At 30.8% G+C, this 21,038-nt stretch carries 21 protein-coding genes and 2 pseudogenes; 14 read left to right on the top strand and 9 right to left on the bottom strand.

Annotated elements, in window-relative coordinates; genetic code table 11:
• Positions 1–62: 62 nt before the first annotated feature.
• The 3 genes from ACKTSW_RS09915 to ACKTSW_RS09905 are packed head-to-tail and all read right to left on the bottom strand — an operon-like array spanning position 63 to position 2,623.
• The gene (locus ACKTSW_RS09915; RefSeq protein WP_408025100.1) at positions 63–1,529 is read right to left on the bottom strand and encodes a hypothetical protein; all 1,467 of its coding nucleotides are present in this window, start codon (positions 1,527–1,529) and stop codon (positions 63–65) included.
• A complete protein-coding gene (locus tag ACKTSW_RS09910; protein WP_408025099.1) occupies positions 1,510–2,076 on the bottom strand; it encodes a hypothetical protein in 567 nt (188 codons plus the stop codon). The genes ACKTSW_RS09915 and ACKTSW_RS09910 overlap by 20 nt, the downstream gene beginning before the upstream one ends.
• Positions 2,069–2,623, bottom strand: coding sequence for an RNA polymerase sigma factor (locus ACKTSW_RS09905; protein WP_408025098.1), 555 nt, complete (start codon positions 2,621–2,623; stop codon positions 2,069–2,071). The genes ACKTSW_RS09910 and ACKTSW_RS09905 overlap by 8 nt, the downstream gene beginning before the upstream one ends.
• A 100-nt stretch (positions 2,624–2,723) precedes the next feature.
• Here ACKTSW_RS09905 and meaB point away from each other — a divergent pair, with 100 nt between their 5' ends.
• The 6 genes from meaB (at position 2,724) to ACKTSW_RS09875 (ending at position 7,222) form a co-directional block, all read left to right on the top strand.
• Positions 2,724–3,803, top strand: coding sequence for a methylmalonyl Co-A mutase-associated GTPase MeaB (gene meaB / locus ACKTSW_RS09900; RefSeq protein WP_408025097.1), 1,080 nt, complete (start codon positions 2,724–2,726; stop codon positions 3,801–3,803).
• Positions 3,796–4,140: a tRNA-binding protein gene (locus ACKTSW_RS09895; protein ID WP_408025096.1), complete on the top strand. Its 345-nt coding sequence runs from the start codon at positions 3,796–3,798 to the stop codon at positions 4,138–4,140. The genes meaB and ACKTSW_RS09895 overlap by 8 nt, the downstream gene beginning before the upstream one ends.
• Positions 4,121–4,330, top strand: a complete 210-nt coding sequence (locus ACKTSW_RS09890; protein ID WP_408025095.1) for a TrkA C-terminal domain-containing protein — start codon at positions 4,121–4,123, stop codon at positions 4,328–4,330. Before ACKTSW_RS09895 ends, ACKTSW_RS09890 begins: the two co-directional genes overlap by 20 nt.
• A 49-nt stretch (positions 4,331–4,379) precedes the next feature.
• Complete coding sequence (locus tag ACKTSW_RS09885) at positions 4,380–4,607, top strand: hypothetical protein (protein WP_408025206.1); 228 nt, start codon at positions 4,380–4,382, stop codon at positions 4,605–4,607.
• A gap of 188 nt (positions 4,608–4,795) precedes the next feature.
• Positions 4,796–5,302 carry a hypothetical protein gene (locus ACKTSW_RS09880; RefSeq protein WP_408025094.1) on the top strand — a complete coding sequence of 169 codons (507 nt, stop codon included), beginning with the start codon at positions 4,796–4,798 and terminating at the stop codon, positions 5,300–5,302.
• 78 nt (positions 5,303–5,380) lie between these two features.
• Entirely contained in the window at positions 5,381–7,222 is a 1,842-nt protein-coding gene (locus ACKTSW_RS09875) for a PLP-dependent aminotransferase family protein (RefSeq protein ID WP_408025093.1), read from the top strand.
• A 312-nt stretch (positions 7,223–7,534) separates the two neighbouring features.
• On the opposite strand, the gene rlmF is transcribed toward ACKTSW_RS09875, so the two are convergent.
• From rlmF to ACKTSW_RS09860, 3 genes are read right to left on the bottom strand one after another with little or no spacing between them, the layout of a single operon-like run.
• The gene (rlmF, locus tag ACKTSW_RS09870; protein ID WP_408025092.1) at positions 7,535–8,389 is read right to left on the bottom strand and encodes a 23S rRNA (adenine(1618)-N(6))-methyltransferase RlmF; all 855 of its coding nucleotides are present in this window, start codon (positions 8,387–8,389) and stop codon (positions 7,535–7,537) included.
• Positions 8,389–9,984, bottom strand: a complete 1,596-nt coding sequence (bshC, locus tag ACKTSW_RS09865; RefSeq protein ID WP_408025091.1) for a bacillithiol biosynthesis cysteine-adding enzyme BshC — start codon at positions 9,982–9,984, stop codon at positions 8,389–8,391. The genes rlmF and bshC overlap by 1 nt, the downstream gene beginning before the upstream one ends.
• On the bottom strand, positions 9,984–10,649 hold the full coding sequence (locus ACKTSW_RS09860) for a class I SAM-dependent methyltransferase (protein ID WP_408025090.1): 666 nt from the start codon (positions 10,647–10,649) through the stop codon (positions 9,984–9,986). The genes bshC and ACKTSW_RS09860 overlap by 1 nt, the downstream gene beginning before the upstream one ends.
• A 121-nt stretch (positions 10,650–10,770) precedes the next feature.
• Here ACKTSW_RS09860 and ACKTSW_RS09855 point away from each other — a divergent pair, with 121 nt between their 5' ends.
• From ACKTSW_RS09855 to ACKTSW_RS09825, 6 genes and pseudogenes are all read left to right on the top strand, one after another.
• Complete coding sequence (locus ACKTSW_RS09855) at positions 10,771–12,705, top strand: BatA domain-containing protein (protein WP_408025089.1); 1,935 nt, start codon at positions 10,771–10,773, stop codon at positions 12,703–12,705.
• Positions 12,702–13,961 carry a dihydroorotase gene (locus tag ACKTSW_RS09850; protein WP_408025088.1) on the top strand — a complete coding sequence of 420 codons (1,260 nt, stop codon included), beginning with the start codon at positions 12,702–12,704 and terminating at the stop codon, positions 13,959–13,961. The genes ACKTSW_RS09855 and ACKTSW_RS09850 overlap by 4 nt, the downstream gene beginning before the upstream one ends.
• Positions 13,962–13,965: 4 nt before the next feature.
• A complete protein-coding gene (locus tag ACKTSW_RS09845) occupies positions 13,966–14,292 on the top strand; it encodes a hypothetical protein (protein WP_408025087.1) in 327 nt (108 codons plus the stop codon).
• A gap of 3 nt (positions 14,293–14,295) precedes the next feature.
• The gene (locus tag ACKTSW_RS09840; RefSeq protein ID WP_408025086.1) at positions 14,296–14,934 is read left to right on the top strand and encodes an alpha/beta hydrolase; all 639 of its coding nucleotides are present in this window, start codon (positions 14,296–14,298) and stop codon (positions 14,932–14,934) included.
• A gap of 80 nt (positions 14,935–15,014) precedes the next feature.
• Positions 15,015–15,904: pseudogene (locus tag ACKTSW_RS14335) on the top strand (IS982 family transposase).
• Between the two features lie 74 nt (positions 15,905–15,978).
• On the top strand, positions 15,979–16,893 hold the full coding sequence (locus ACKTSW_RS09825) for a sterol desaturase family protein (RefSeq protein WP_408025084.1): 915 nt from the start codon (positions 15,979–15,981) through the stop codon (positions 16,891–16,893).
• A gap of 79 nt (positions 16,894–16,972) precedes the next feature.
• On the opposite strand, the gene bcp is transcribed toward ACKTSW_RS09825, so the two are convergent.
• A complete protein-coding gene (bcp, locus tag ACKTSW_RS09820; protein ID WP_408025083.1) occupies positions 16,973–17,425 on the bottom strand; it encodes a thioredoxin-dependent thiol peroxidase in 453 nt (150 codons plus the stop codon).
• Positions 17,426–17,534: 109 nt separating this feature from the next.
• Here bcp and ACKTSW_RS09815 point away from each other — a divergent pair, with 109 nt between their 5' ends.
• Positions 17,535–18,170: an endonuclease III domain-containing protein gene (locus ACKTSW_RS09815; RefSeq protein ID WP_408025082.1), complete on the top strand. Its 636-nt coding sequence runs from the start codon at positions 17,535–17,537 to the stop codon at positions 18,168–18,170.
• 78 nt (positions 18,171–18,248) lie between these two features.
• A complete protein-coding gene (locus ACKTSW_RS09810; protein WP_408025081.1) occupies positions 18,249–19,109 on the top strand; it encodes a M57 family metalloprotease in 861 nt (286 codons plus the stop codon).
• A gap of 540 nt (positions 19,110–19,649) precedes the next feature.
• On the opposite strand, the pseudogene ACKTSW_RS09805 reads toward ACKTSW_RS09810, so the two are convergent.
• Both ACKTSW_RS09805 and ACKTSW_RS09800 read right to left on the bottom strand, forming a co-directional pair.
• A pseudogene (locus ACKTSW_RS09805) lies at positions 19,650–19,848 on the bottom strand (IS3 family transposase); the annotation flags it as partial.
• Between the two features lie 290 nt (positions 19,849–20,138).
• Entirely contained in the window at positions 20,139–20,720 is a 582-nt protein-coding gene (locus tag ACKTSW_RS09800) for an RNA polymerase sigma factor (protein ID WP_408025080.1), read from the bottom strand.
• Positions 20,721–21,038 lie beyond the last annotated feature (318 nt).

Genomic DNA, 21,038 nt, shown 5'->3' with positions numbered 1-21,038 from the left:
ATAGAAAAAGAATTTGGTAGCAATTTTGTAGAAATAAAAAGTAATTTTGTTTGTATTTCTTATTAATTTTTAATTTTTAATTGACTGTATTTACCTTCTATTTTTATTTTTTTATCTTTTGAAACAAGTACAAAATCTCCATTATATTCAACACTTCCATTATTCAATTTTTCAACCTTACCGCTTTCTGTTACAAATAGCTTATTTACCCCTGACAAATCAATTACTCCATCTGAATAATTTAACAGCATTCTCAAATTAGTATGACTAGGGTGTACTTTTGTTATCGTTACACTTCCAAACTTATTGTTTACCTCTACATTGCTATAAATATTACTTACTACTAGTTCTGATGAATTAGAATTCAATGTTGTATTGGTAACCGATGCTAATTGAGCATCGGTTACATTATTTAAGAACAACGTACAAGCGTTTAATGAATTTATATTTACTAGTGAATAAGAAATATTTAACCTTCCACCATCTAAGGCTTCTGCTTTAAAAGTACCATAACTTACTTTTCCTGAAGCTTTTGTTTTAGGTAATTTCACTTTACAATGACGTGTATTCAGGTCAAATGTTGCCGATTCAGGAACTTTTACTTTAATTTTTTTGGTGACTTTTACTTTTTTACCATTCACCATAAAATCATTACTTTCTGACGAAAAAGAATAACTCTTATGAGCTTTTTTCATCTCTTTTCTTGCTTTATGTATTTCTTTTCGAGCCTTTTCTAACTCTTTTTTTATCTCCTCTCTATTAATTTTTCGAACCTCAGCTCTTGCTTTCGCCACTTCTCTTCTAAGTTCTTCTTGATTAATTCTTTCTACCTTAATCTTTTTTAGTTCTTCTTTAATTTCTTTTTTTCTTTCTTCTTGATGTTTTTTAAACTCTTTGTATTTATCTGTTTTCTTGAATTCTTCCCATTCTTTCTTTGATTTTATGGTAATATCATTTACACCATCTTTCCACCTAAAGAAATAATTATCACCGTCTTTTGCATACTTATCAAAGTCAAATTCGATGTCTTCTAAGCCTGTAACAATTTCTTCAAAATTAATTTCTGGGATTTCAATCTCAGGAATTTCTGGCATCTCTGGCATTTCAGGAATTCTTACTTCTGGAACTACAATTACCTTATCGTTACTATCAAATTGAAATGCTCTTGGAAAGTTATTATCTGATGAATTAAAGAACACAATATTGTCATTTCCTAAAGAATGAAAACTATTGCTATTCGCTTTAATTTGTACTTTACCCTTATTACCTAAAGCTTCAAATTTCCAATTGTCTAAGTACTTTTGAGCCTCTTTTTTATCAAGCCCTTCCACTTCGACAACTGCCTCTACTGAAACTTCGTTCTTGTTCCAAGTAGTTACATCAATCTCTGCATTAGATGCGTTGATGCTTACTACTACGTCTTTATTGGTGTTAAAATTTTCACTAAACTTTTTGTTGTATTTCTGAGCAGATACAACGCCAGTTACTAACAGTAAAAAAACACTGATTTTAAATTGTTTGAATGTCATTTTGAGTTGGATTTTTAAATTCTTGTAATTGTTTTTGCATACGTTTTAACAGCTGTAAACGCAGTTGCAGGTTTCCAATCAATGCATTGATAGTATCATCATTAATCCCTTTTATATTGAGCTCTTGGGTTAACGATTTATATTCTTTGGTTAATTCTCCTATTTTGGTCAAATAACCATTGAAAAGTTCTTTATTATCATCAGTTAATTCTAACTGACTTAGTTCGTAATTAATTGTATTCACATAGTAATCTTCTACCGTTTTTAATTCAGGTGAAATTGCTCCTAAACTAATTTTATTTTGAGTTTCTTTTGGAAGCTCAGTTATTATTGGACCTACAGTATTTGTTGGATAAAACTGAATCCCCAAACTCACCAACAACACTATTGATGCTGCTACATACAACCACTGGTATGATTTTTTTACTGATGGCTTTTCGTGCAATTCATCCATCAACTTTTGTTGAAAATGCTGTCTGTGATTGGTTGATAACCTGTCTGTGTTTTCAACATTGCTTTTTAGTATTTCTCTAATATCTTTAGACATGATGTACTGCTTTTAATTGTTCTTGCACTTGTCTTTTTCCTCTTAATAAATGTGTTCTTGAACTCACTTCAGAAATTCCTAATATTTGCGAAATCTCTCCATGATCATATCCCTCTAACAAAAATAGGGTTAACACAACTCTATATTTTTCTTTTAATTGCTGAATGCAGTTTACAATATCTTGATACGATATAGTAGATGCTACATTCCAATTATCATAATCATCATCTACCAATGTGGTGGTTTCTTCATTTAAAGAAATCAATTCTAGCTTCCTCTTCTTTAAATAATCAATACTCTGATTGATAACAATCCTTTTCAACCAAGCGCCAAACGTTACTTCTTCTTTATACGAATCAATATTTTTAAATGCCTTTATAAAAGCTTCTTGCATTACATCTTCTGCAGTATATGAATCTTTTACATATCGTAAAGCTACTGTATACATAGCTTCACAATACAATTCATACAATTGCATTTGTGCCTTTGCATCGTTTTTTTTACAGGCATCTATAACCGGTTGATGTATCTGTTTGGTTGATTTCATTATTGGTTTCTTACCCTAAAGACGAGTCTTTTTTCGCTCTGTTGCATTTTCCTGCATTTTTATTTCTAAATTTACAGTATTATTCTGTTTTAGCTATACAATGACTGATAAAAACAAATCTGCACTTTCTGAAAAAAGCGGGATTTCTCAACCCGAAACCACTAGCAAATCATCTGCAGAAAACATAAAACGTAGCAGAAGAAAAAATACCTCTACCGAAGAATTTGTAACTCAAATCTTGGCTGGAAATATTCCGTTTTTAAGTAGAGCCATTACCTTGGTAGAAAGTACCAACCCAAAACACCAACAACAAGCGAATGAAATTATAGAAGCTTGTTTACCAAACGCTAATAAATCGGTTAGAATTGGCATTACAGGTGTACCTGGCGTAGGAAAAAGTACTTTTATTGAAGCTTTTGGGAAGCATTTAACTTCGCTAGGTAAAAAAGTTGCAGTCTTAGCAGTAGATCCGAGTAGTTCAATAAACAAAGGAAGTATTTTAGGTGATAAAACCCGTATGGAAGAGTTGGTTACCGATGAAAATGCATTTATCCGCCCTTCTCCTTCTGGAACTTCGTTAGGTGGAGTTGCCCAAAAAACACGTGAAAGTATTATTTTGTGCGAAGCTGCTGGTTTTGATACTATTATTATTGAAACCGTGGGTGTAGGACAATCGGAAACTGCGGTACATTCGATGACCGATTTCTTTTTATTACTGAAGTTAGCAGGTGCTGGTGATGAATTGCAGGGGATTAAGCGTGGAATTATTGAAATGGCAGATGCCATTGTAATTAACAAAGCAGACAGCGGTAACGAGAAAAATGCTAAATTGGCAAAAGTAGAGTTTAACAGAGCCTTACACTTATACCCTGCTAAGGAAAGTGATTGGCAACCTAAAGTTTTATTGGCTAGTGCACTTCATCATCAAGGAATTGATGCTATCTATGCTATGATTGAAGAATACATGAGTTTAGTGAAAAAATCAGGCTACTTTCAACAAAAAAGAAACGAACAGAATAATTATTGGTTGTTAGAAACCATTAATCAGCAACTAAAAAGTAATTTTTATAACAACCCAAAAATTAAAGAATTGTTGCAGCAAGAAATTAGCAAACTAGAAAGCGGAAAAACCACTCCGTTTACCGCTGCAAAACGATTATTAGATAAAAATTATGGATAACAATAACAGTTTAACTTGGAGTGATTTTACAAAAGTAGAAATGCGTATAGGTACGATTATTTCTGCTGAGCTATTTAAAGAAGTAAAAAATCCTGCCTATAAAATGCAGGTAGATTTTGGTGACTACGGAATTAAAAAAACCTCCGCACAAATTACCAAACTATACCAACCTGAAGACTTGATTGGAAAACAAGTCGTTGCTGTAGTGAATTTTCCTAAAAAACAAATTGCGAATATGATGAGCGAATGTTTGGTTTTGGGTGGTTTAGGTGATGATAATGAAGTGACACTTTTAACAGCTGAACGTGCTGTAAAAAATGGGACGAAGGTTGCGTAAGTTTTTACTAAAAGATGTTTTAGTGGCTTTGGTTGAAAGAAACGACAAAACGTTTACCCCTAACGGTTCTACGATTTTAGTAACGGATGATGTACTCACCATACTAGGAGAAACCAAGTCTATTGTAAAACTGTATAAGGGATATATGAGTTATGAAATAGATAAGCTGGATACGGAGGAGACTACTTAATTTTTGGTTTGTTTACTAACTTTTAAAACGATAATTTCGCTATCGGACAATATCAGAAAAATATGATATTGTTTTAAAAAAGCATGAAAATCATTTGCCTCTAGATTTAAACTCTTTTAAGATTACTAAGGCTAAATATTTTGGCTTAAAATGGTATAATGTACTGTGGATTAAATTAAAGAAATATTTTTTGATCAAATTTAAATACCACCTAATGATTTATGATCCCGTTGTTCTATTTGTTACCTTTCAATTATATAAAGCTTTTTATAACTAATTAAACATTGATTATAAATAATATCTAGTTTTTAATATAAATAGAGAATCAATGTCTTACAATACATTAACAAATCATATAAAAACGTATATAGATCTTTCAGAAAAGGAACTCTCTGAGGTTACCTCTTTTTTTTGATTAACAAAACTACTGAATGAAATAATTGATAATTTTAAAAATTAAAAAAATTGAAAGCTGAATTTATTAACCAACCTACTTCTGGTCAATATGAAGAAAAGACCTTTGATTTAGATACTATATGGAAAAGTCAAATTTGGAGCTGGGTTAAGTTTACTACTAATAACGGAATTGATTGGGTTGGAAGTTTTCGAGGAAAACCTAAAAGCGTTGCTGTTGCAGAAAAAATAAATCAAGTTGCGGTTCTTACTAGCGATGGGCTTTTTATTTTAGATATTAATAAAAAAGAAATTCTTTTTTTTGACCCTCAAACGGATATTAAAGATTTAGCAGAAACTCCAACAAAGGATAAATTTATTATAGCCGATTTTGACTCAATCGGAATAGTTGATGTAACCTTCAAAACAGAGTTATTAAATATTGATTATGAAATTGATAATATAAACTTTGGAAGATACTATGGACAAAGGCTAAAAATTAACTTTGAGAAATTACCTAACTATAAAATAATAAATGGATTTTTAAATACTGAAAACTGGAAAATTGAAATGAAGTAATGTCTTAAAACCTCCTCTCCAACCTTTCATAAAATTTCAAATTAACGTATCTTGCAGTCTTATTAAAAGACGCCTATAATGCAAGACAATACTATACGTACTTATATAAAAAATGTGTTAGAAAATATGCCCACTGATTGGCTAAACCTAACCACACACCGACTGGATATTTATGTAGAAGAGCTAGCTAAAACTCAGTTTTTAGAGCAATTTGAAGATTTATATAAAAACAACAATGCAACTGCTACTGTATTGAAGGAATTACCTACTGCATACGATTATATTCGTTTAGGACACCCTTTATCATCTGTATTAGAATGGACGATAGCCAAATTACATAACACAAAAGCAGCAAATGTAATTAGCTTTTCGTCGCAAACTGTTCCTGTATTAGCAGTGTTAAGAGCAAATTTGTTTGCTAACAAAAACACACGAATAGTATACACTAATGAATTACCAAACTCTTTTGATGCAGAAGTAATTAAGAATGTATACGGATATCAATTTGAGTTACAAAAAATTAATAGTACTGAAGATATTACAGAATTTGACGGTAGTACCGTATTGATTGTTGAACAAGAAGCTATTTGCAACTTTACCATTCTACCAAACGTTGATTTTTACATCAACACACACCCAGAATTAGGAAGTATTGTATTCGTAAACGGAGAGCAAAACGATTCTTATATTTCAGACATTCAACATGTAAGAAGAAGAGAAACTATTGCCATGACTCCTGCTAATTCGTTAAAAGCGTTAAAAAGTCTTATCGATGAGCCGTATGAGGTTACGGTTACTGACGTAAAACAAAACAAAGCGAAGGTTGAGAAACTCATCAATGAAATTACCAATACCAGTACAAAAGCGTTAGTAGCATCAAGTGGACTTTCAATACAATACGCCATTTTAATGGGATTGATTGATGATGCTCTTGAAAACCATAAAGGAAAAGCTATTAAAATTGTAGTGCCTCCAAACTGTTATGGTGGTACAAACGACCAAGCAAGACGTGTTGCTGCTTGTTTAGATAATGTAGAAGTAGTTGATTTTGCTGTTGACGGAGACAACAATATGGTAGAAAGTATTGATACGGTGTTAACCAATATTGCAGCACAAGATGCGGTTCCGTATATCATTGCAGAAATTCCGACCAACCCAAGAGTAGAAGTGCCAAACCTTACTGATTTAAGAGATGTTTTAAGTAAAAAACGTACTACTCCAACGGGTGAAACAGCAGTAGGTCCTGTATTTATTTTAGACCAAACTTTCTGTCCGAATGTCCACTTTTTAGGTGATACGGATATGTTAGCTAGCGTTAGAACTATTTCTTTTGCCAGCGGATCTAAATTCCCAAGTGGAGGTAAATGTACTGCTGGGTACTGTGTTGGAAATAAAACAACTAATGCTTTAATCGACAAAATCGAAAAGCACTTACACATTTGTGATAATGAAGCGACTCCGCTTCAATATGAAATATTAGCTGCACAAATGCCTTCGATGACGCAACGAGTTAGTGATGCTTATAAAAATACTCGTGAGTTTGTAAACTTTATCCATGAAGTTTTACCTGATGCTAAAATCAATTTTGTTTCAGAAGAACTAGCAGCACAAGGATTTACGCCATCAGTATTTTCGTTAGATCTTCCTACCAAAGGAAATACTGCGGAAGAAAAAGAAGCCTATAAAAGAATCTTAAACTTGAAGCTTATCAATTTAATGATTACTGAAATTCCTGATGAAAGTAAGTATTGTGTAAGCTACGGACAGTTAAAAGGTTGTTATTGGACAATTCCTGCAACCTCAACACAAGGAACTACCAAAGAAGGTGATAAAGATTATATTGCACGTGTAGCACTTTCTCCTAATATGGACTTAGCGCTTCATAAAAAAGTTTTCCTTGATTTTGTAAATAGTATTTAAGAATAATAAAACGTCATAGCGAGGAGTGATAACGACGTGGCTATCTCACTTTCTACAAAAAGATTACTTCGTTATCACTCATAATGACGACAAAAAACGTCATTTCGAGTGACAACGAGAAATCTCAATAATCAGGGTTACTGTCCTTGGTGAGATTTCTCCCTCCGGTCGAAATGACGTTTTATTTTGTCTTTTCGAACTGAAGTGTAACGAAAGGAGAAATCTTTAAAATAGGAGTCACTCATATTATTAAGACTACTCATATAGTCGAAATGATATTTATTAATCATTTCAGGAAGTTTCTTTCCTTTTCTAAAATCTCCAACACACAATACGTGTTACTTTATTTCCTTGGTGCATAGGAATGATTTTAAATTCTTTCACTCCTAGTTTTTTGCCAGAACTTTGTAAGCTTTCTACGTTTTCTTTTTTAGAAACCAAACTCGTAAACCATTTACTTACTTTCGGATATTTAGAACTCTCGTATAAATAGGTATGTAAAAAAGCTTTTTCTCCACCTATATACCACAACTCATTGGAGTTTCCTGCAAAATTACGTACCGCATTATTTCCTAAGTTTCTCGATTTTCTTCGGTTGGCTCCTCTCGCCTCTTCTGCTGATTTATAAAATGGCGGATTGCACATCGTTACTGTAAATGCGTCACCTTCTTCTATAATTCCTTCTAAGATATGTTCTTCTTTAAACTGTTGTCTTAATTCAACTTTGTCAGTAAAACCATTATCATCTATAATGTCCTGAGCATAATCTAACGAATCTAAATCGATATCGGTTGCTACAAAATTCCAATCGTATACTGCAATTCCCAACAAAGGATAAATACAACTTGCCCCTGTACCAATATCTAACACCGTTACATTTTCCTCACCCGCAACTAAATCGGCTAAATGATGAATATAATCTACTCTTCCCGGTATAGGTGGGCATAAATTATCATCAGAAAAATTCCAATGTTTAATATTATAATGAGCTGCTAATAATGCCTTATTAAACTCTTTTACTGCTATTGGGTCAGAAAAATCAATAGTCTCTTTCTCAAATTTTTCAATGATAAATTCAGAAAGTTTCGGATACTTTTCTACTAATAACGTGAAGTCGTATCCTTGGTTGTGTATGTTTTTAGGATGTAATCCTTTTTTTGTGCTCATTAAAGTGTAATAAGGGTAAACTCTAGTTGTAACGGATGTAAGTTTTCTTTTAGAATTGTAATGAAGTCTGCTCCATACTCTAAATAGAACTCTGAAAAATTACGTTGACGCTCTTCTAAACTTTGATTAGGTAATAATTCGTTTTGCAAAGCTACAATTCTTTCAACCATTTCTTTCTGACGTCGTTTTTCTGCTCGCAACCATCTTTTTTCAAGGTTTTCTAACCCTTTAACCTGTTTTCTTTCTTGTGCATTTACAGCTCCTAAGAAAGAAACATCGGTTTTTTGAGCTAGCTCACGTAAATCATCAAATTGTTGTTGTAAAAACTGTTTTTGCTTAGTAAAATCTACCTTAGTATCACCGTTAGCTAACACTTTTCTTGCTAGTAAGTCGTCTTGTTTTAAAAATAGTTCTTCTTCTGAAACGTTTAGTTTTTCTAACTTACCTAACTGTTTTTCTGAAAATATTTGAGCTGAGTTTCTCAATAATAAAATAGGAAACGGAACATTAACTTTTTCAAAATATGCCTTTAACTCTAACCAGTAGGCTAACTCTCCTCCTCCACCTATGTAACATAAGTTCGGTAAAACTACCTCTTGGTATAGCGGACGCATAATTACATTTGGTGAAAAGCATTCTGGCTCTCTATGTAAATGGTCTAAAATTTCGTCTTTAGTCCAAGAAATATCTGTATTGTTTACTTTGTATGTTCCATTTTCAAGAACAATACGTTCACGAATACTATTAGTAATATAAAACAAGTTTATCTCACGCGGATTTACTTGTATTTTATATGATTGTTCTAGATCTGTAATTGTTTTAGAGACTTCTTTATAAGAAGTTTCGTGTAACAAATCATATTCTACATAAGGCGTTAATGCTCTTTTTAACTCTCTTTCATCAGCATCTAAAATTACCAAACCGTACTTTCCAAAAAGTTTATCGGCTATATATCGAGTCGCATCTGCTAATGTTTGATGTTGTAAGTACCCTTTTTCAAAGAGTTCTTTTATTTGAATGGCATTTTTTGAACTTCCTAAATGTTCAGCAAATACTTCAAAAACATCTTGCAGTCCTTCGGTTAAAAAACGTCCTACAGGTCCTGTTTGATTCGAGTTCCATTGTACTTTTTTCCCTTTAAAGTTAAAGTAATTGATTTCCTCAAAATCATGATCTTCTGTTGCCATCCAATATACAGGTACAAAATTCTCATTAGGAAATTGCATTGCCAAATGCTCGCACATGTTTATGGTTGATATGATTTTATATAAAAAATATAACGGACCAGTAAATAAGTTTAGTTGATGCCCTGTTGTAATCGTAAATGTATTTTCTTCTAGTAAGTTTTCTATATTTTTCTGCGTGTCGAACGACAAATCAATGTCTTTGTATTGTTTTCTCAATACTTCAACTAACCTTTTCCTTTGAGTGCTTGAAATAGGGGTTGCTTTCTTTTCTTCTAACTGTTTTTCAAAGTTTCGTAAACTTGGATAGCGGTTATAAAAAGGTTGAATCTTTTCATCAGCCTTTAAATAGTCATCCATTGTTTTAGAAAAGAATCCTGTATCTCTATAAGGTATATTAGTTACTTTCATTACTTGTTGGCTCTTTGAAATAATGTGTAAACATATGGACGTTCTCCTCCATACGGATTTACAAATGTGTGATTAAAACTATTGACTAAAACAAAATCGTCTCCTAATTTTTCTTGTAACATTTCCGTATTGTAACGTTGTAATTGCAGTCCACAACATTTTTCTGCTCCGTCTAAAGCAAAAACAGCAATAATTACAAATCCATCAACTTTTACAAGCTTCTTTAGTAGATTAAAATAAGCATTTTGTTCTTCGGTTTTTAAAAAAAAGTGTAGTACTGCTCTATCATTCCAAACATCAATTTCTGTAAGTTCTTGTAGTTTTGTTGGAGACACTAAATCATCAGCTATAAAACTCACTTTTGATGCGTCTTCTCCCAATCTATTTTTTACATCGGTTAATGCTTTTTCAGATAAATCATTTGCTATTAAACCTGAATATCCATCGGCTACTAATTCATCAATTAACATAGACGAACCAACACCAACGTTTAAGATTTTAGCGTCTTTTGGTACGTTAGATTCCTTTAATAATTTAATAGTTTCTTTCGAACTTTCTTCGAACCATCCTAGTTTTTCAGTTGGATTTTTTACATAGGCTGCATTCCAGTGTTCTTTATAGTTAATTTCTCCCGGAATGTTACACTCACTCTCTTTTGTAGTCATAGTTCAAAAATAGGAAAATTTAATCCTTTGTCGAAAACTTACTAGACTTCTAACAGATTTTTAACTACATTCTTTTTTTAATCATCTATTTAGGTATTTTTACACTTAGTAAATTATAATTATGCAGTTTAAACATCTTGAGGTTTTATATTTCTTAGCTTTTTTACTTATTCCTATTTTGGTACACTTGTTCCAACTACAGCGATTTGTAAAAGTTCCGTTTACTAATGTAGCTTTTTTACAAAAGCTAGTATTACAAACACGTAAAAGTTCTCGTATAAAAAAATGGCTAATTTTAGCTACTCGTTTACTATTGCTTTCTGCTTTAATTTTTGCCTTTGCACAACCTTATTTCAGTAATCATAAAGCAAATGAAAAGCAACATTTCTTTTTGTATTTAGATAATTCTTTAAGTACAAATGCTATTGGAGAAAAAGGGAATTTACTACAAGTTGCTACGCAAGAAATTATTGAAAATTCAACAGAAAAAACGAGTTATTCATTACTAACAAATAATCACTTTTACGTTAATAAAACAGCTTCTGAACTAAAAGAGATCTTATTAAAGACTACCAGTACTGCTAAAAAAAGAAGTCTTGCTGATGTTTTTTTAAAAATAACCAATGAGCACAAGTCTATAAACTCTTCGACCAAAAATATTATAATTTCTGATTTTCAAAACATCAAAAAAGAAGCAATTGACAATGCTCCCGAAAACACTTCTTTTGTAAAACTAATTCCTGAACAAAAGAGCAATATTTCTATTGATAGTGTTTTTGTAAATGATAATGGTAGTTCTAATTTTAACATACATATTATCGTTAAAAATCAAGGAAAGGCTAAAAACGATATTCCTATTGCTATTTACAACAATAACAAGTTATTGAATAAACAAACCTTTAATATTGAAGAGAATAAGACTACAGAGGTCACTTTTTCTGTTGTAAAAACCCCTGTGTTTTTAGGTAAAATTGATGTTAATTTTAACGACACATACGGTTTTGATAATTCATTTTATTTTACCATAAATGCTAACGAAAAAATTAATGTGTTAGCCATTGGAAAATCAAATGATTTTTTGCAACGAATTTACACGAAAGGGGAGTTTAATTTTACTTCTTCTTCGCTACAAAGCACGAATTATAATTCGATAGATAAGCAACACCTTATTGTATTAAATGAGTTAGAAAATATTCCTGAAACACTTCTTAACAGCTTAAAAAGTTATACTCAAAAAGGTGGAAACCTTGTTGTAATTCCGAGTAAAGAATTAACACTTTCTTCCTATAACATCTTTTTCAATAAACTAAATGTGGGAAAGTTACTTTCACAAAAAAAGGACAGTTTAAAAATTACTACAATTAATTATAATCATCCTCTTTTAAAAAATGTTTTTGAAAAGAAAGTTGCTAACTTTCAATATCCTTTTGTAAAAACTTCCTTTAATGCTACATTTAACAATGCTACTAGTATTGTTTCTTTTGAAAACAAACAAGGTTTTATTAAACAAATTAATTTACCTAATGCTTCTTTGTATTGGATAGCTGCTCCTTTAAAAAAAGACAATAGTAACTTTACGAATTCTCCTTTAATTGTTCCCGTTTTTTACAATATAGGTAAGCAGAGCTTACAACTATCTAAATTGTATTATACAATAGATAAACAAAATACTATTGATATTGATAAGCAACTAGGCAAAGATGAAGTTTTAAGTATTGTTAATTATAAAGAATCTTTTATTCCTTTACAACAAACTTTACAAAACAAAACCCGTATTACAACTAAAGACCAACCTTTGGTAGCTGGGTTTTATGAAGTACAGCAACAAAATAGTGTACTTAAAAATATTGCTTTTAATTATGACAAAAGTGAAAGTTACTTAGAATTTTTAGCTCTTTCAGAAACCAACAACATAACAATATCTACTTCGGTTAAAAACACCTTAGAAAATATTAATAATGAAAATAAAATTCAATGGCTTTGGAAATGGTTTTTGAGCTTAGCTATTGTATCTTTGCTTTTAGAAATTTTGATTTTAAAATTCTTTAAACCATGACAACGCTGCTTAAATCGGCAACAATAATAGATGCTTCTAGTCCTTACCACCAACAAACTAAAGATATTTTAATTACTAATGGTATTATTACCAAAATTGACAACAACATTGCTAGTGAAAAAAGTTATACTATTGTAGAGCTTGATAAGCTTCATGTATCTCCTGGTTGGTTCGATACTAGTGTTTCTTTTGGTGAACCAGGTTATGAAGAACGCGAAACATTACAGCATGGTGTGCAAGTAGCGGCTAAAAGTGGATTTACTCATGTAGCTATCAATCCAAACACAAATCCTATTGTTGATAATAAATCAGCCATAGAGTTTTTAATTAATAAAGTAAGCGGAGCTGCAACTAGTATTTATCCTATTGGAGCTTTAACCCAACAAAGTAAAGGAGTTGAAATGTCTGAAATGTACGACATGCAACAATCTGGAGCTATTGCTTTTGGTGATTATAACAAACCTGTTAGCAATGATAATTTATTGAAAATAGCATTGCTATATGCTCAAAATTTTGACGGATTGGTACTAAGCTTTCCTAAAAACAATTTAATTGCAGGTGAAGGTGTTGCTAACGAAGGAAAAAACAGTACGCTTTTAGGATTAAAAGGAATTCCTGCTCTTGCAGAAGAAATTCAAATTTCTCGCGATTTGTTTTTGTTAGAATATACAGGAGGAAAATTACACATTCCTGCTATCTCAACTGCAAAGTCTGTTCAACTTATTAAAGAAGCTAAAGAAAAAGGGTTAAATGTAACGTGTAGTGTTGCTGTACATAATTTAGTATTGACAGATGATGAGTTACACGGTTTTGAAGCTAATAAAAAAGTAAACCCTCCCCTACGTACAGAAGAGGATAAAAAAGCCTTAATACAAGGATTAAAAGAAGGCGTAATTGATATGATTACTTCAGATCATAATCCTATTGATATTGAACATAAAAAAGTGGAGTTTTCTACTGCAAAAGACGGAACTATTGGTTTAGAAAGTGCTTTTGGAGCTTTAAATACCGTATTAGATTTAGAAACTATTATAAACTGTTTGTCTTGTAACCCAAGGAAACGTTTCGATATTGAATTAGCTTCCATAAAAGAAGATGAAAAAGCGAGTTTATCTATTTTTAATCCTGAAGGAATTTATACCTTCTCTGAACAAAACATTCTTTCTACTTCTAAAAACAGTATCTTTATAGGGAAAAAGCTAGAAGGAAAAGTATATGGTATTTATAATAATAATCAACTCATTTTAAACTCATAAAATTATGGAAAGTCAAACAGTAAACGAAGGTAAAACCGCAGCTATAATTAGTCACTTTACAGTTATAGGACTTATTATTGCTTTTGTTTTAAACATGAATAAAAAAAATTCTTTTGCCAGTTTTTATATTAAACAAATGCTTGGATTAAATATATTGTACATGGCAAATATTTGGTTAGTTTATAAATATTTAGGAAGTACTATTGGCTGGGTTGTTGGAGTACTGATTTTTGTACTTTGGCTAATTAGTTTTTTAGCTGTTTTAAAGGGAGAAAAAAAGACTGTGCCTGTTGTTGGAGATCAATTTCAAAACCTATTTAAAGGAATTTAATACATGTGTTTACATTATATTGTGAGGGAACCTAAAACCTCAAATCCTACCCCTCCTTTATTAATTTTATTACACGGATATGGTAGCAACGAACAAGATTTATTTTCATTTGCTGAAGAATTACCAGACGATTTATTAATTGTAAGTGCTAGAGCTCCTCACGATATGGGCTATGGTGGTTATGCTTGGTATGCTATAAATTTTGATTCCGTTAACGGTAAGTTTTCTGATTTAACACAAGCAGCTGAATCGGTTGATAAAATTGCTTCTTTTATAGATGAAATTAAAGTAAAATACAATACAAACCCTGATAAAACATTTATATTAGGATTTAGTCAAGGAGCTATTTTAAGTTATGCGTTAAGTTTTAAATACCCAAACAAGGTAAAACACGTAGTAGCATTAAGTGGTTATATTAATGAAGAATTATTCCCTGCTGAAATAGATAATTCTATTGTCACAGATTATTACATCTCTCACGGAACTGTAGATCAAGTTCTTCCTGTAGATTGGGCTAGAAAAGCCCCAATTTTACTCAATAACTTTAAGTTAACTAACGTATATTTTGAATATCCTGTAGGACATGGTGTAGCACCACAAAACTTTTATAGTTTTAAGAAATGGATAGAAGAAAGACTATAAACCTGAGTTTAATTAATATTTAGTTAGATTTTTAATAAGATAAATATTGAATTTCAGTTTATTAAGTTAAAAATTTATTTATGATAATATACTCTAGAGTTACAAAAGCATTTTGTTTAGTTGACGAATTTTGTAAAGAATATGATTAAATTGTTGAAAATCATTACTTAGCAACAAATCTAAGCGTTCACCAATAATATCTAAAAGTGAAGTGATGACCATTATGATTATTTTTTCAGCTTAGTGGTTTTAAAACCTTTAAACACTTTTATCTTTTTTCTGTTCAAAAATATATGTAAAGCGAGTTTCCAAATACTGTTTCATATAATCGCTTTACAGAACTTACTCAGCAAAACTTAATACCACTTACTTTATTTTTAAAACCTGTTGTTTAGGTAAATGCTAAGGTATTTCGTTTATCAATTCTACACCAATACGTGTTTGCAAAAACAAGCGTATTTATACTTATAAAGTTTTTAAAAACATTGCTAATACAGGTAAACTCACCATGAGTTAGTTTCTTAGTTTTAAACTTCATATTATCATTAATGAAAAAGGAGAAATATTAAATTTTTGTACACAGGCTAGTGAAGACAATAGAAATCCATTAAAAAAAGAACGCTTTTTAAATAAAATAGTTGGAAAATTTTTACTGATAAAGGTTATATAGGAGAGGAACTAGCATAAATGTTGTTTATTAATGGCGTGCAACTTATAACTCAAATTAAAAACAATATAAAGAATTGTTTAATTACAATATCTAATAAAATACTACTTAGAAAACAATTAGTAATTGAAATGGGTAAACGATGAACTCAAAAATAGTTGTCAAATAGAACATTATAGACATAGAAACTTTGGTAATTTTATAACAAACTTAATCTCCATACTTATTGCATATAGCTTTTTACCTAAAAAAACTTCTATAAAATATCAAACTGTAAATACTCTGCAAATTTATCTCTTTTAATAATCGAGCTCAAGTTATAAGTTTTAACAGTTAGTCTGAGTAGAATTAAATATTTTCGCAACTAAAAAAATAGTATGAGCAACATATTTAATCAAGACACCTTATACTATTGGAGCGCTCCTTTTTTCATTTCGATAATTTTAATCGAAATATACTTTAGCTATCATGCTAGAGCGAGAAATTATGAATTTAAAGATACGGCAACTAACATTTATTTTGCGCTTGCTAATTTGGGATTAGATCTACTAATGAAAGTTACTTCATTTGCTATAATGGGCTTTTGCTACCAGTATAGAGTTATTGACTGGGAAGGTAACATATCATGGACATACTGGTTACTAGCTTTTATTGGTCAAGACTTTCTATACTACATACACCATTATATAGATCACCATTCTAGATTTTTCTGGGCTATACATGTAACGCATCATAACTCAGAATACTACAATATTTCAACAGGTTTCAGATCTCCAGTTTTGCAACCCCTTTTTAGATATATATTCTTCTTACCGCTAGCTTTTCTAGGTATTATGCCTCTACATATTATGTTTGCATATGCTATGAATCAAAACTACGGAACTTTATATCATACCAACTTTATTAAAAGTAAATTAGGATGGTGGGGATATATTTTTGTTACCCCATCACACCATAGAGTTCACCATGCTTCTAACACTAAGTATTTAGATAAAAACATGGGTACGGTATTAATTATTTGGGATCGTATTTTTGGAACTTTTCAAGCAGAAGAAGATGAAACTAAGTATGAAAAATTACGTTATGGTTTAACAAAACCTTTAGAAGATAAAGAACCAATTAACATCATTTTTCATGAATGGAAAGAAGTTTATAAAGACTTTTTCAAACGAAAGAAAGATTTATCATTGGTAACACGCTTAAAGTATGTGTTTATGCCACCAGGGTGGAGTCACGATGGTAGTACAAAAACAAGTAAAGAATTACAAAAGGAATTAAGAACGCTTCACTAAAAGTGATAAAATTATAAAAAGAAAAAATCGAGTACTTACTCGACTTTTTCTTTTTAATAAATATATTCTAATGCTATTATTACTTTAATATTTGATTTGTGTGTTCTTTTGTTTTTACTTTAGTAATCACATCTTCAATCACCCCTTTTTCGTCAATTACAAAAGTAGTACGGTGAATTCCATCATACTCTTTTCCCATAAATTTTTTTGGCCCCCAAACACCAAAAGCATTAATTACATCTTTACTTTCATCAGCTAATAATGGAAAAGGTAATTTATTTTTATTAATAAAGTTTTGCTGACGTTTAGCTGAGTCTGCACTTACCCCTAAAACATCATAGCCTTTTGCTAAAAAAGTTTTGTAATTATCACGTAAATCACATGCTTCCGCAGTACAACCAGGGGTACTTGCTTTAGGGTAAAAAAATAATACTAGTTTTTTACCTTCATAATCAGAAAGCTTTACAGTATTTCCTTTCTCGTCTACTGATTCAAAATTTGGCGCCTTATCTCCTATTTTTAGTGTTGTCATATTATTTTGTTTCAAAGTTATAATGTCAAAGTTACAAAGTTGATTTTGATTATCTATAAAACATACAAAGCTTCTTTGTACCTTTGATTTTATTAAACAATATAAAGCGATGACTAAAGCAGAAAAAGTTCAATTTGTAATCGATACTTTAGAAGAGTTATATCCTGAAACTCCAATCCCTTTAGATCATAAAGATCCGTACACATTGTTAATTGCAGTATTAATGTCTGCTCAAAGCACTGATGCCCGAGTAAATACAATTACTCCTTTGTTATTTGAAAAAGCCGACAATCCCTATGATATGGTGAAGCTTACAGTTGATGAAATAAGAGAAATTATTAAACCTGTTGGTTTATCTCCAATGAAATCAAAAGGAATACATGGTTTGTCAAAAATCTTAATTGAAAAACATAATGGAAAGGTTCCTATTGACATGGAGGCCCTTGAGGAGTTACCTGCAGTAGGCCACAAAACTGCCAGTGTGGTAATGTCGCAAGCTTTTAACATTCCTGCCTTTCCTGTAGATACACATATTCATAGATTAATGTATCGTTGGAACTTATCAAACGGAAAGAATGTTACCCAAACTGAAAAAGATGCAAAGCGTTTATTTCCAAAAGAATTATGGAATAAATTACACTTGCAAATTATTTATTATGGGCGTGAGTATTCTCCTGCTCGTGGCTGGAGGTTAGAAAATGACATTATCACTAAAATAGTTGGAAGAAAATCTATTTTAAAATAACTTCTTAATATTTAATCTTTTATAACTTTTTTTTTATATTTGGGCTTTTAATAAATTTTTAATAAAAACCCTTTCACAATGAAAAAATTATTTTTAAAACCTGCCATGTTTACTTTGGCTTTAACAGTATTAAGCTCTTGTAGCAACAACGAGCAAGAGAATTTAAATGAAATTCAAAACTCAAAAGAAATTCCTCAAGAAGTAATTCAAAAAATGAAGGAAATCAATCTTAACACAGATTATGTTAAGGCAGTTTCATTCAAAAACCTAAATGGAGTAGTTGAAAATATCTACGAAGTTGAAAGTGATGTTACCATTTCTCATGAAGAACTAATGAAAACAGGTAATCAAGATTCTAATAAAGCTGGTAAACAATATAGAACTTACAACCTAGTAAGCTCTCCTTCTAGTATTAGAGTTGTTGGATATACTGGTGGTTATAATGCACTTAGCACAACAGCTCAAAGAAGTTTAAGATATGCTGTTGACAATTACAATTCGTTAAACTCAACAATTAACATGAACTTAGTTTTTGGAACTCAATTTAACGATAGTGATATTGTAGTATACAAAACAAACCCTTCTGATGTTCCTGCAGATGGTATTAGAGGTAGAGCGGAATTTCCTAGAAGTAATGGATTACCTGGACATTGGGTAAGAATTAATGAAGGTGCTAATAACTCTAGTGATGACCAAATAGTTGAAGGATTAATAACACATGAAATTGGACATGCAATGGGGCTAAGACATACAGATTGGGACACAAGACAATCTTGCCGCCAAAGTGGTGAAACTGCTGGCTCTATTGGTGCTGTTTACATTCCTGGTACAGCAGGTGCTAGTAATGATCCTGCGTCTATTATGAATTCATGCTTTCCTGGTTGGGTACAAGGAGAATTAAGCAATTATGATAAAATAGCTTTAGAATACCTATACTAGAAAACGATAAAACATCTGAGTCGTCCTAAAATAGGTTGACTGTTTTATAAACAAATATTTAAACCTTTGAGGCTAAGCTTCAAAGGTTTTTTGTTATGTACAAAATTAGATGTTTTATAATTATGACTCAAATGTGTCTTTTGATATGTTTTCACATAAGTTAAGTGTTGTTCAGACCTTGTTGGTTTCAACTCTTTTTATAAATTAGGGTGTTTCTTAGCTAATGTGTAGAATGTGCTGTTCTAGTGTAATTCTTCTTGGGTTTTATAAGCATTGATTCTCTTCTTAGGTAATAATCCTATGTTCAGATTGACATATAGCTTGTTTAGTAACCTCAAACAATCGACAACAAGCTAAACTTTACTCTTTGCTTTTGTTAGATGCACGTGATGGTTTGGGTGAAAACTCTTTTCTGATTGAGAAGTGCCATATTACTTGTCTGAGATATCGATTATCGTGTAGAGAATTTGATTCTTGAGTTTCTTATCTTTAAGCTCTCACTCTAACGGGTGTTTCTTTAGATTTTGGTATAGAATGGGTTAAAGCGTCATTCCAGCCTAAGTTACCATGTTTTCGTAACCAAACCAAAACGGTACTTCTTCCTTGGATACCATAAGCCTTTTGTGCTTGTTTATGGTTTAAACTTCCTTTTTTCTACCTGAGAAACAACGGCTAATTTAAAGCCTAAGTTATAATCTCGTTGAGTCTGTTTTTTTCTTTTATTTTCTGAGTCATTTATAAATAAGTCGATTTTGTGTCAACTTATTTCAGGACGGACTAAATTATAAAAAAAGCTTCAACAATGTTGAAGCTTTTTCCACTCTTAATTCAAATTCAATTCAATGAGATAGTTTGATTTGGTTTTAACTACTGTTAGCGATTTAGAAAAATTAATCAAATATTGAATTGTTTCTTGTTCTGGTTCCATTTTAGAGTCAGGAGACTTTTTCGAGTAAATTTGCATCATATATAATCCCTTAATTATTACTTACAATCAATGATTTAACGATGCTTTTTTTCAAATATTGTTTAACCTACTAAAATAATTTTATTTTTCTCAATTATTTTTCTCAAGTTAATTAAAGCGTAACGCATTCTACCAAGTGCTGTATTAATACTTACTCCTGTATTTTCAGATATTTCATTAAAACTCATATCGTTATAAATACGCATCTTCAAAACTTCTTTTTGTTCTTTAGGTAGTTCTTCAACTAACTCTTTAACATCGTTTAAAATTTGTTCTTTTATTATTTTACTTTCTGCATTTAACGTCGCATCACTTATAACTGAAAAGATATCAAACTCTTCAGAGTTATTAAATGTAGGTATACGATTATTTTTTCTAAAATAATCTATAATTAAATTATGCGCAATTCGCATAACCCAAGGTAAAAACTTACCTTCTTCATTATAATTTCCTTTTTTTAGCGTCCTTATTACCTTTATAAAGGTATCTTGAAATATATCTTCTGTAGTGTCTCGGTTTTGTACTTTGCTGTAAATAAAACTATACAGCCTCTGTTGGTGACGTTTAATCAATAATTCTAAAGCATATTCATTGCCTTTAATGTAGTTTTTTACTAATACACTGTCATCTACTATGTTTCTCATAATAATTACTTTTTTGAAAACAACTTACTAGCTATTTTCTTGTTAAGGGGATATTAAGTTATAAAAGTAATTATTGTACTATAGGCTTTAAATATTGATTAATAACAAGTTACAAATATTATGCTTTTTATATAGAAATACAAATAATATTTAATTTTTTTATCTAATTTATTGTTTTAATATAAGATATTAATTTATAACATCTCTTTATTTTAATGATTCTGTTTAGCTAAAAGTATTCTTAATTTATAATTCGCTTTATAAAAACTTTAAAACTATGGCTCTAAAAAGCTTAAAACAAAGTTATTATATATCCTC

It is taken from the genome of Tenacibaculum sediminilitoris (genome assembly GCF_964513795.1).
GTDB classification, from domain to species: domain Bacteria; phylum Bacteroidota; class Bacteroidia; order Flavobacteriales; family Flavobacteriaceae; genus Polaribacter; species Polaribacter sediminilitoris.
This window is presented reverse-complemented; position numbering and strand designations above follow the sequence as displayed.

What these genes read in the sequence shown, in the direction of transcription:
- ACKTSW_RS09915 (WP_408025100.1), bottom strand. Translation starts at nt 1,529, where the DNA reads ATGACATTCAAACAATTTAAAATCAGTGTTTTTTTACTGTTAGTAACT.
- ACKTSW_RS09910 (WP_408025099.1), bottom strand. Translation starts at nt 2,076, where the DNA reads ATGTCTAAAGATATTAGAGAAATACTAAAAAGCAATGTTGAAAACACA.
- ACKTSW_RS09905 (WP_408025098.1), bottom strand. Translation starts at nt 2,623, where the DNA reads ATGAAATCAACCAAACAGATACATCAACCGGTTATAGATGCCTGTAAA.
- meaB (WP_408025097.1), top strand. Translation starts at nt 2,724, where the DNA reads ATGACTGATAAAAACAAATCTGCACTTTCTGAAAAAAGCGGGATTTCT.
- ACKTSW_RS09895 (WP_408025096.1), top strand. Translation starts at nt 3,796, where the DNA reads ATGGATAACAATAACAGTTTAACTTGGAGTGATTTTACAAAAGTAGAA.
- ACKTSW_RS09890 (WP_408025095.1), top strand. Translation starts at nt 4,121, where the DNA reads ATGGGACGAAGGTTGCGTAAGTTTTTACTAAAAGATGTTTTAGTGGCT.
- ACKTSW_RS09875 (WP_408025093.1), top strand. Translation starts at nt 5,381, where the DNA reads ATGCAAGACAATACTATACGTACTTATATAAAAAATGTGTTAGAAAAT.
- rlmF (WP_408025092.1), bottom strand. Translation starts at nt 8,389, where the DNA reads ATGAGCACAAAAAAAGGATTACATCCTAAAAACATACACAACCAAGGA.
- bshC (WP_408025091.1), bottom strand. Translation starts at nt 9,984, where the DNA reads ATGAAAGTAACTAATATACCTTATAGAGATACAGGATTCTTTTCTAAA.
- ACKTSW_RS09860 (WP_408025090.1), bottom strand. Translation starts at nt 10,649, where the DNA reads ATGACTACAAAAGAGAGTGAGTGTAACATTCCGGGAGAAATTAACTAT.
- ACKTSW_RS09855 (WP_408025089.1), top strand. Translation starts at nt 10,771, where the DNA reads ATGCAGTTTAAACATCTTGAGGTTTTATATTTCTTAGCTTTTTTACTT.
- ACKTSW_RS09850 (WP_408025088.1), top strand. Translation starts at nt 12,702, where the DNA reads ATGACAACGCTGCTTAAATCGGCAACAATAATAGATGCTTCTAGTCCT.
- ACKTSW_RS09845 (WP_408025087.1), top strand. Translation starts at nt 13,966, where the DNA reads ATGGAAAGTCAAACAGTAAACGAAGGTAAAACCGCAGCTATAATTAGT.
- ACKTSW_RS09840 (WP_408025086.1), top strand. Translation starts at nt 14,296, where the DNA reads ATGTGTTTACATTATATTGTGAGGGAACCTAAAACCTCAAATCCTACC.
- ACKTSW_RS09825 (WP_408025084.1), top strand. Translation starts at nt 15,979, where the DNA reads ATGAGCAACATATTTAATCAAGACACCTTATACTATTGGAGCGCTCCT.
- bcp (WP_408025083.1), bottom strand. Translation starts at nt 17,425, where the DNA reads ATGACAACACTAAAAATAGGAGATAAGGCGCCAAATTTTGAATCAGTA.
- ACKTSW_RS09815 (WP_408025082.1), top strand. Translation starts at nt 17,535, where the DNA reads ATGACTAAAGCAGAAAAAGTTCAATTTGTAATCGATACTTTAGAAGAG.
- ACKTSW_RS09810 (WP_408025081.1), top strand. Translation starts at nt 18,249, where the DNA reads ATGAAAAAATTATTTTTAAAACCTGCCATGTTTACTTTGGCTTTAACA.
- ACKTSW_RS09800 (WP_408025080.1), bottom strand. Translation starts at nt 20,720, where the DNA reads ATGAGAAACATAGTAGATGACAGTGTATTAGTAAAAAACTACATTAAA.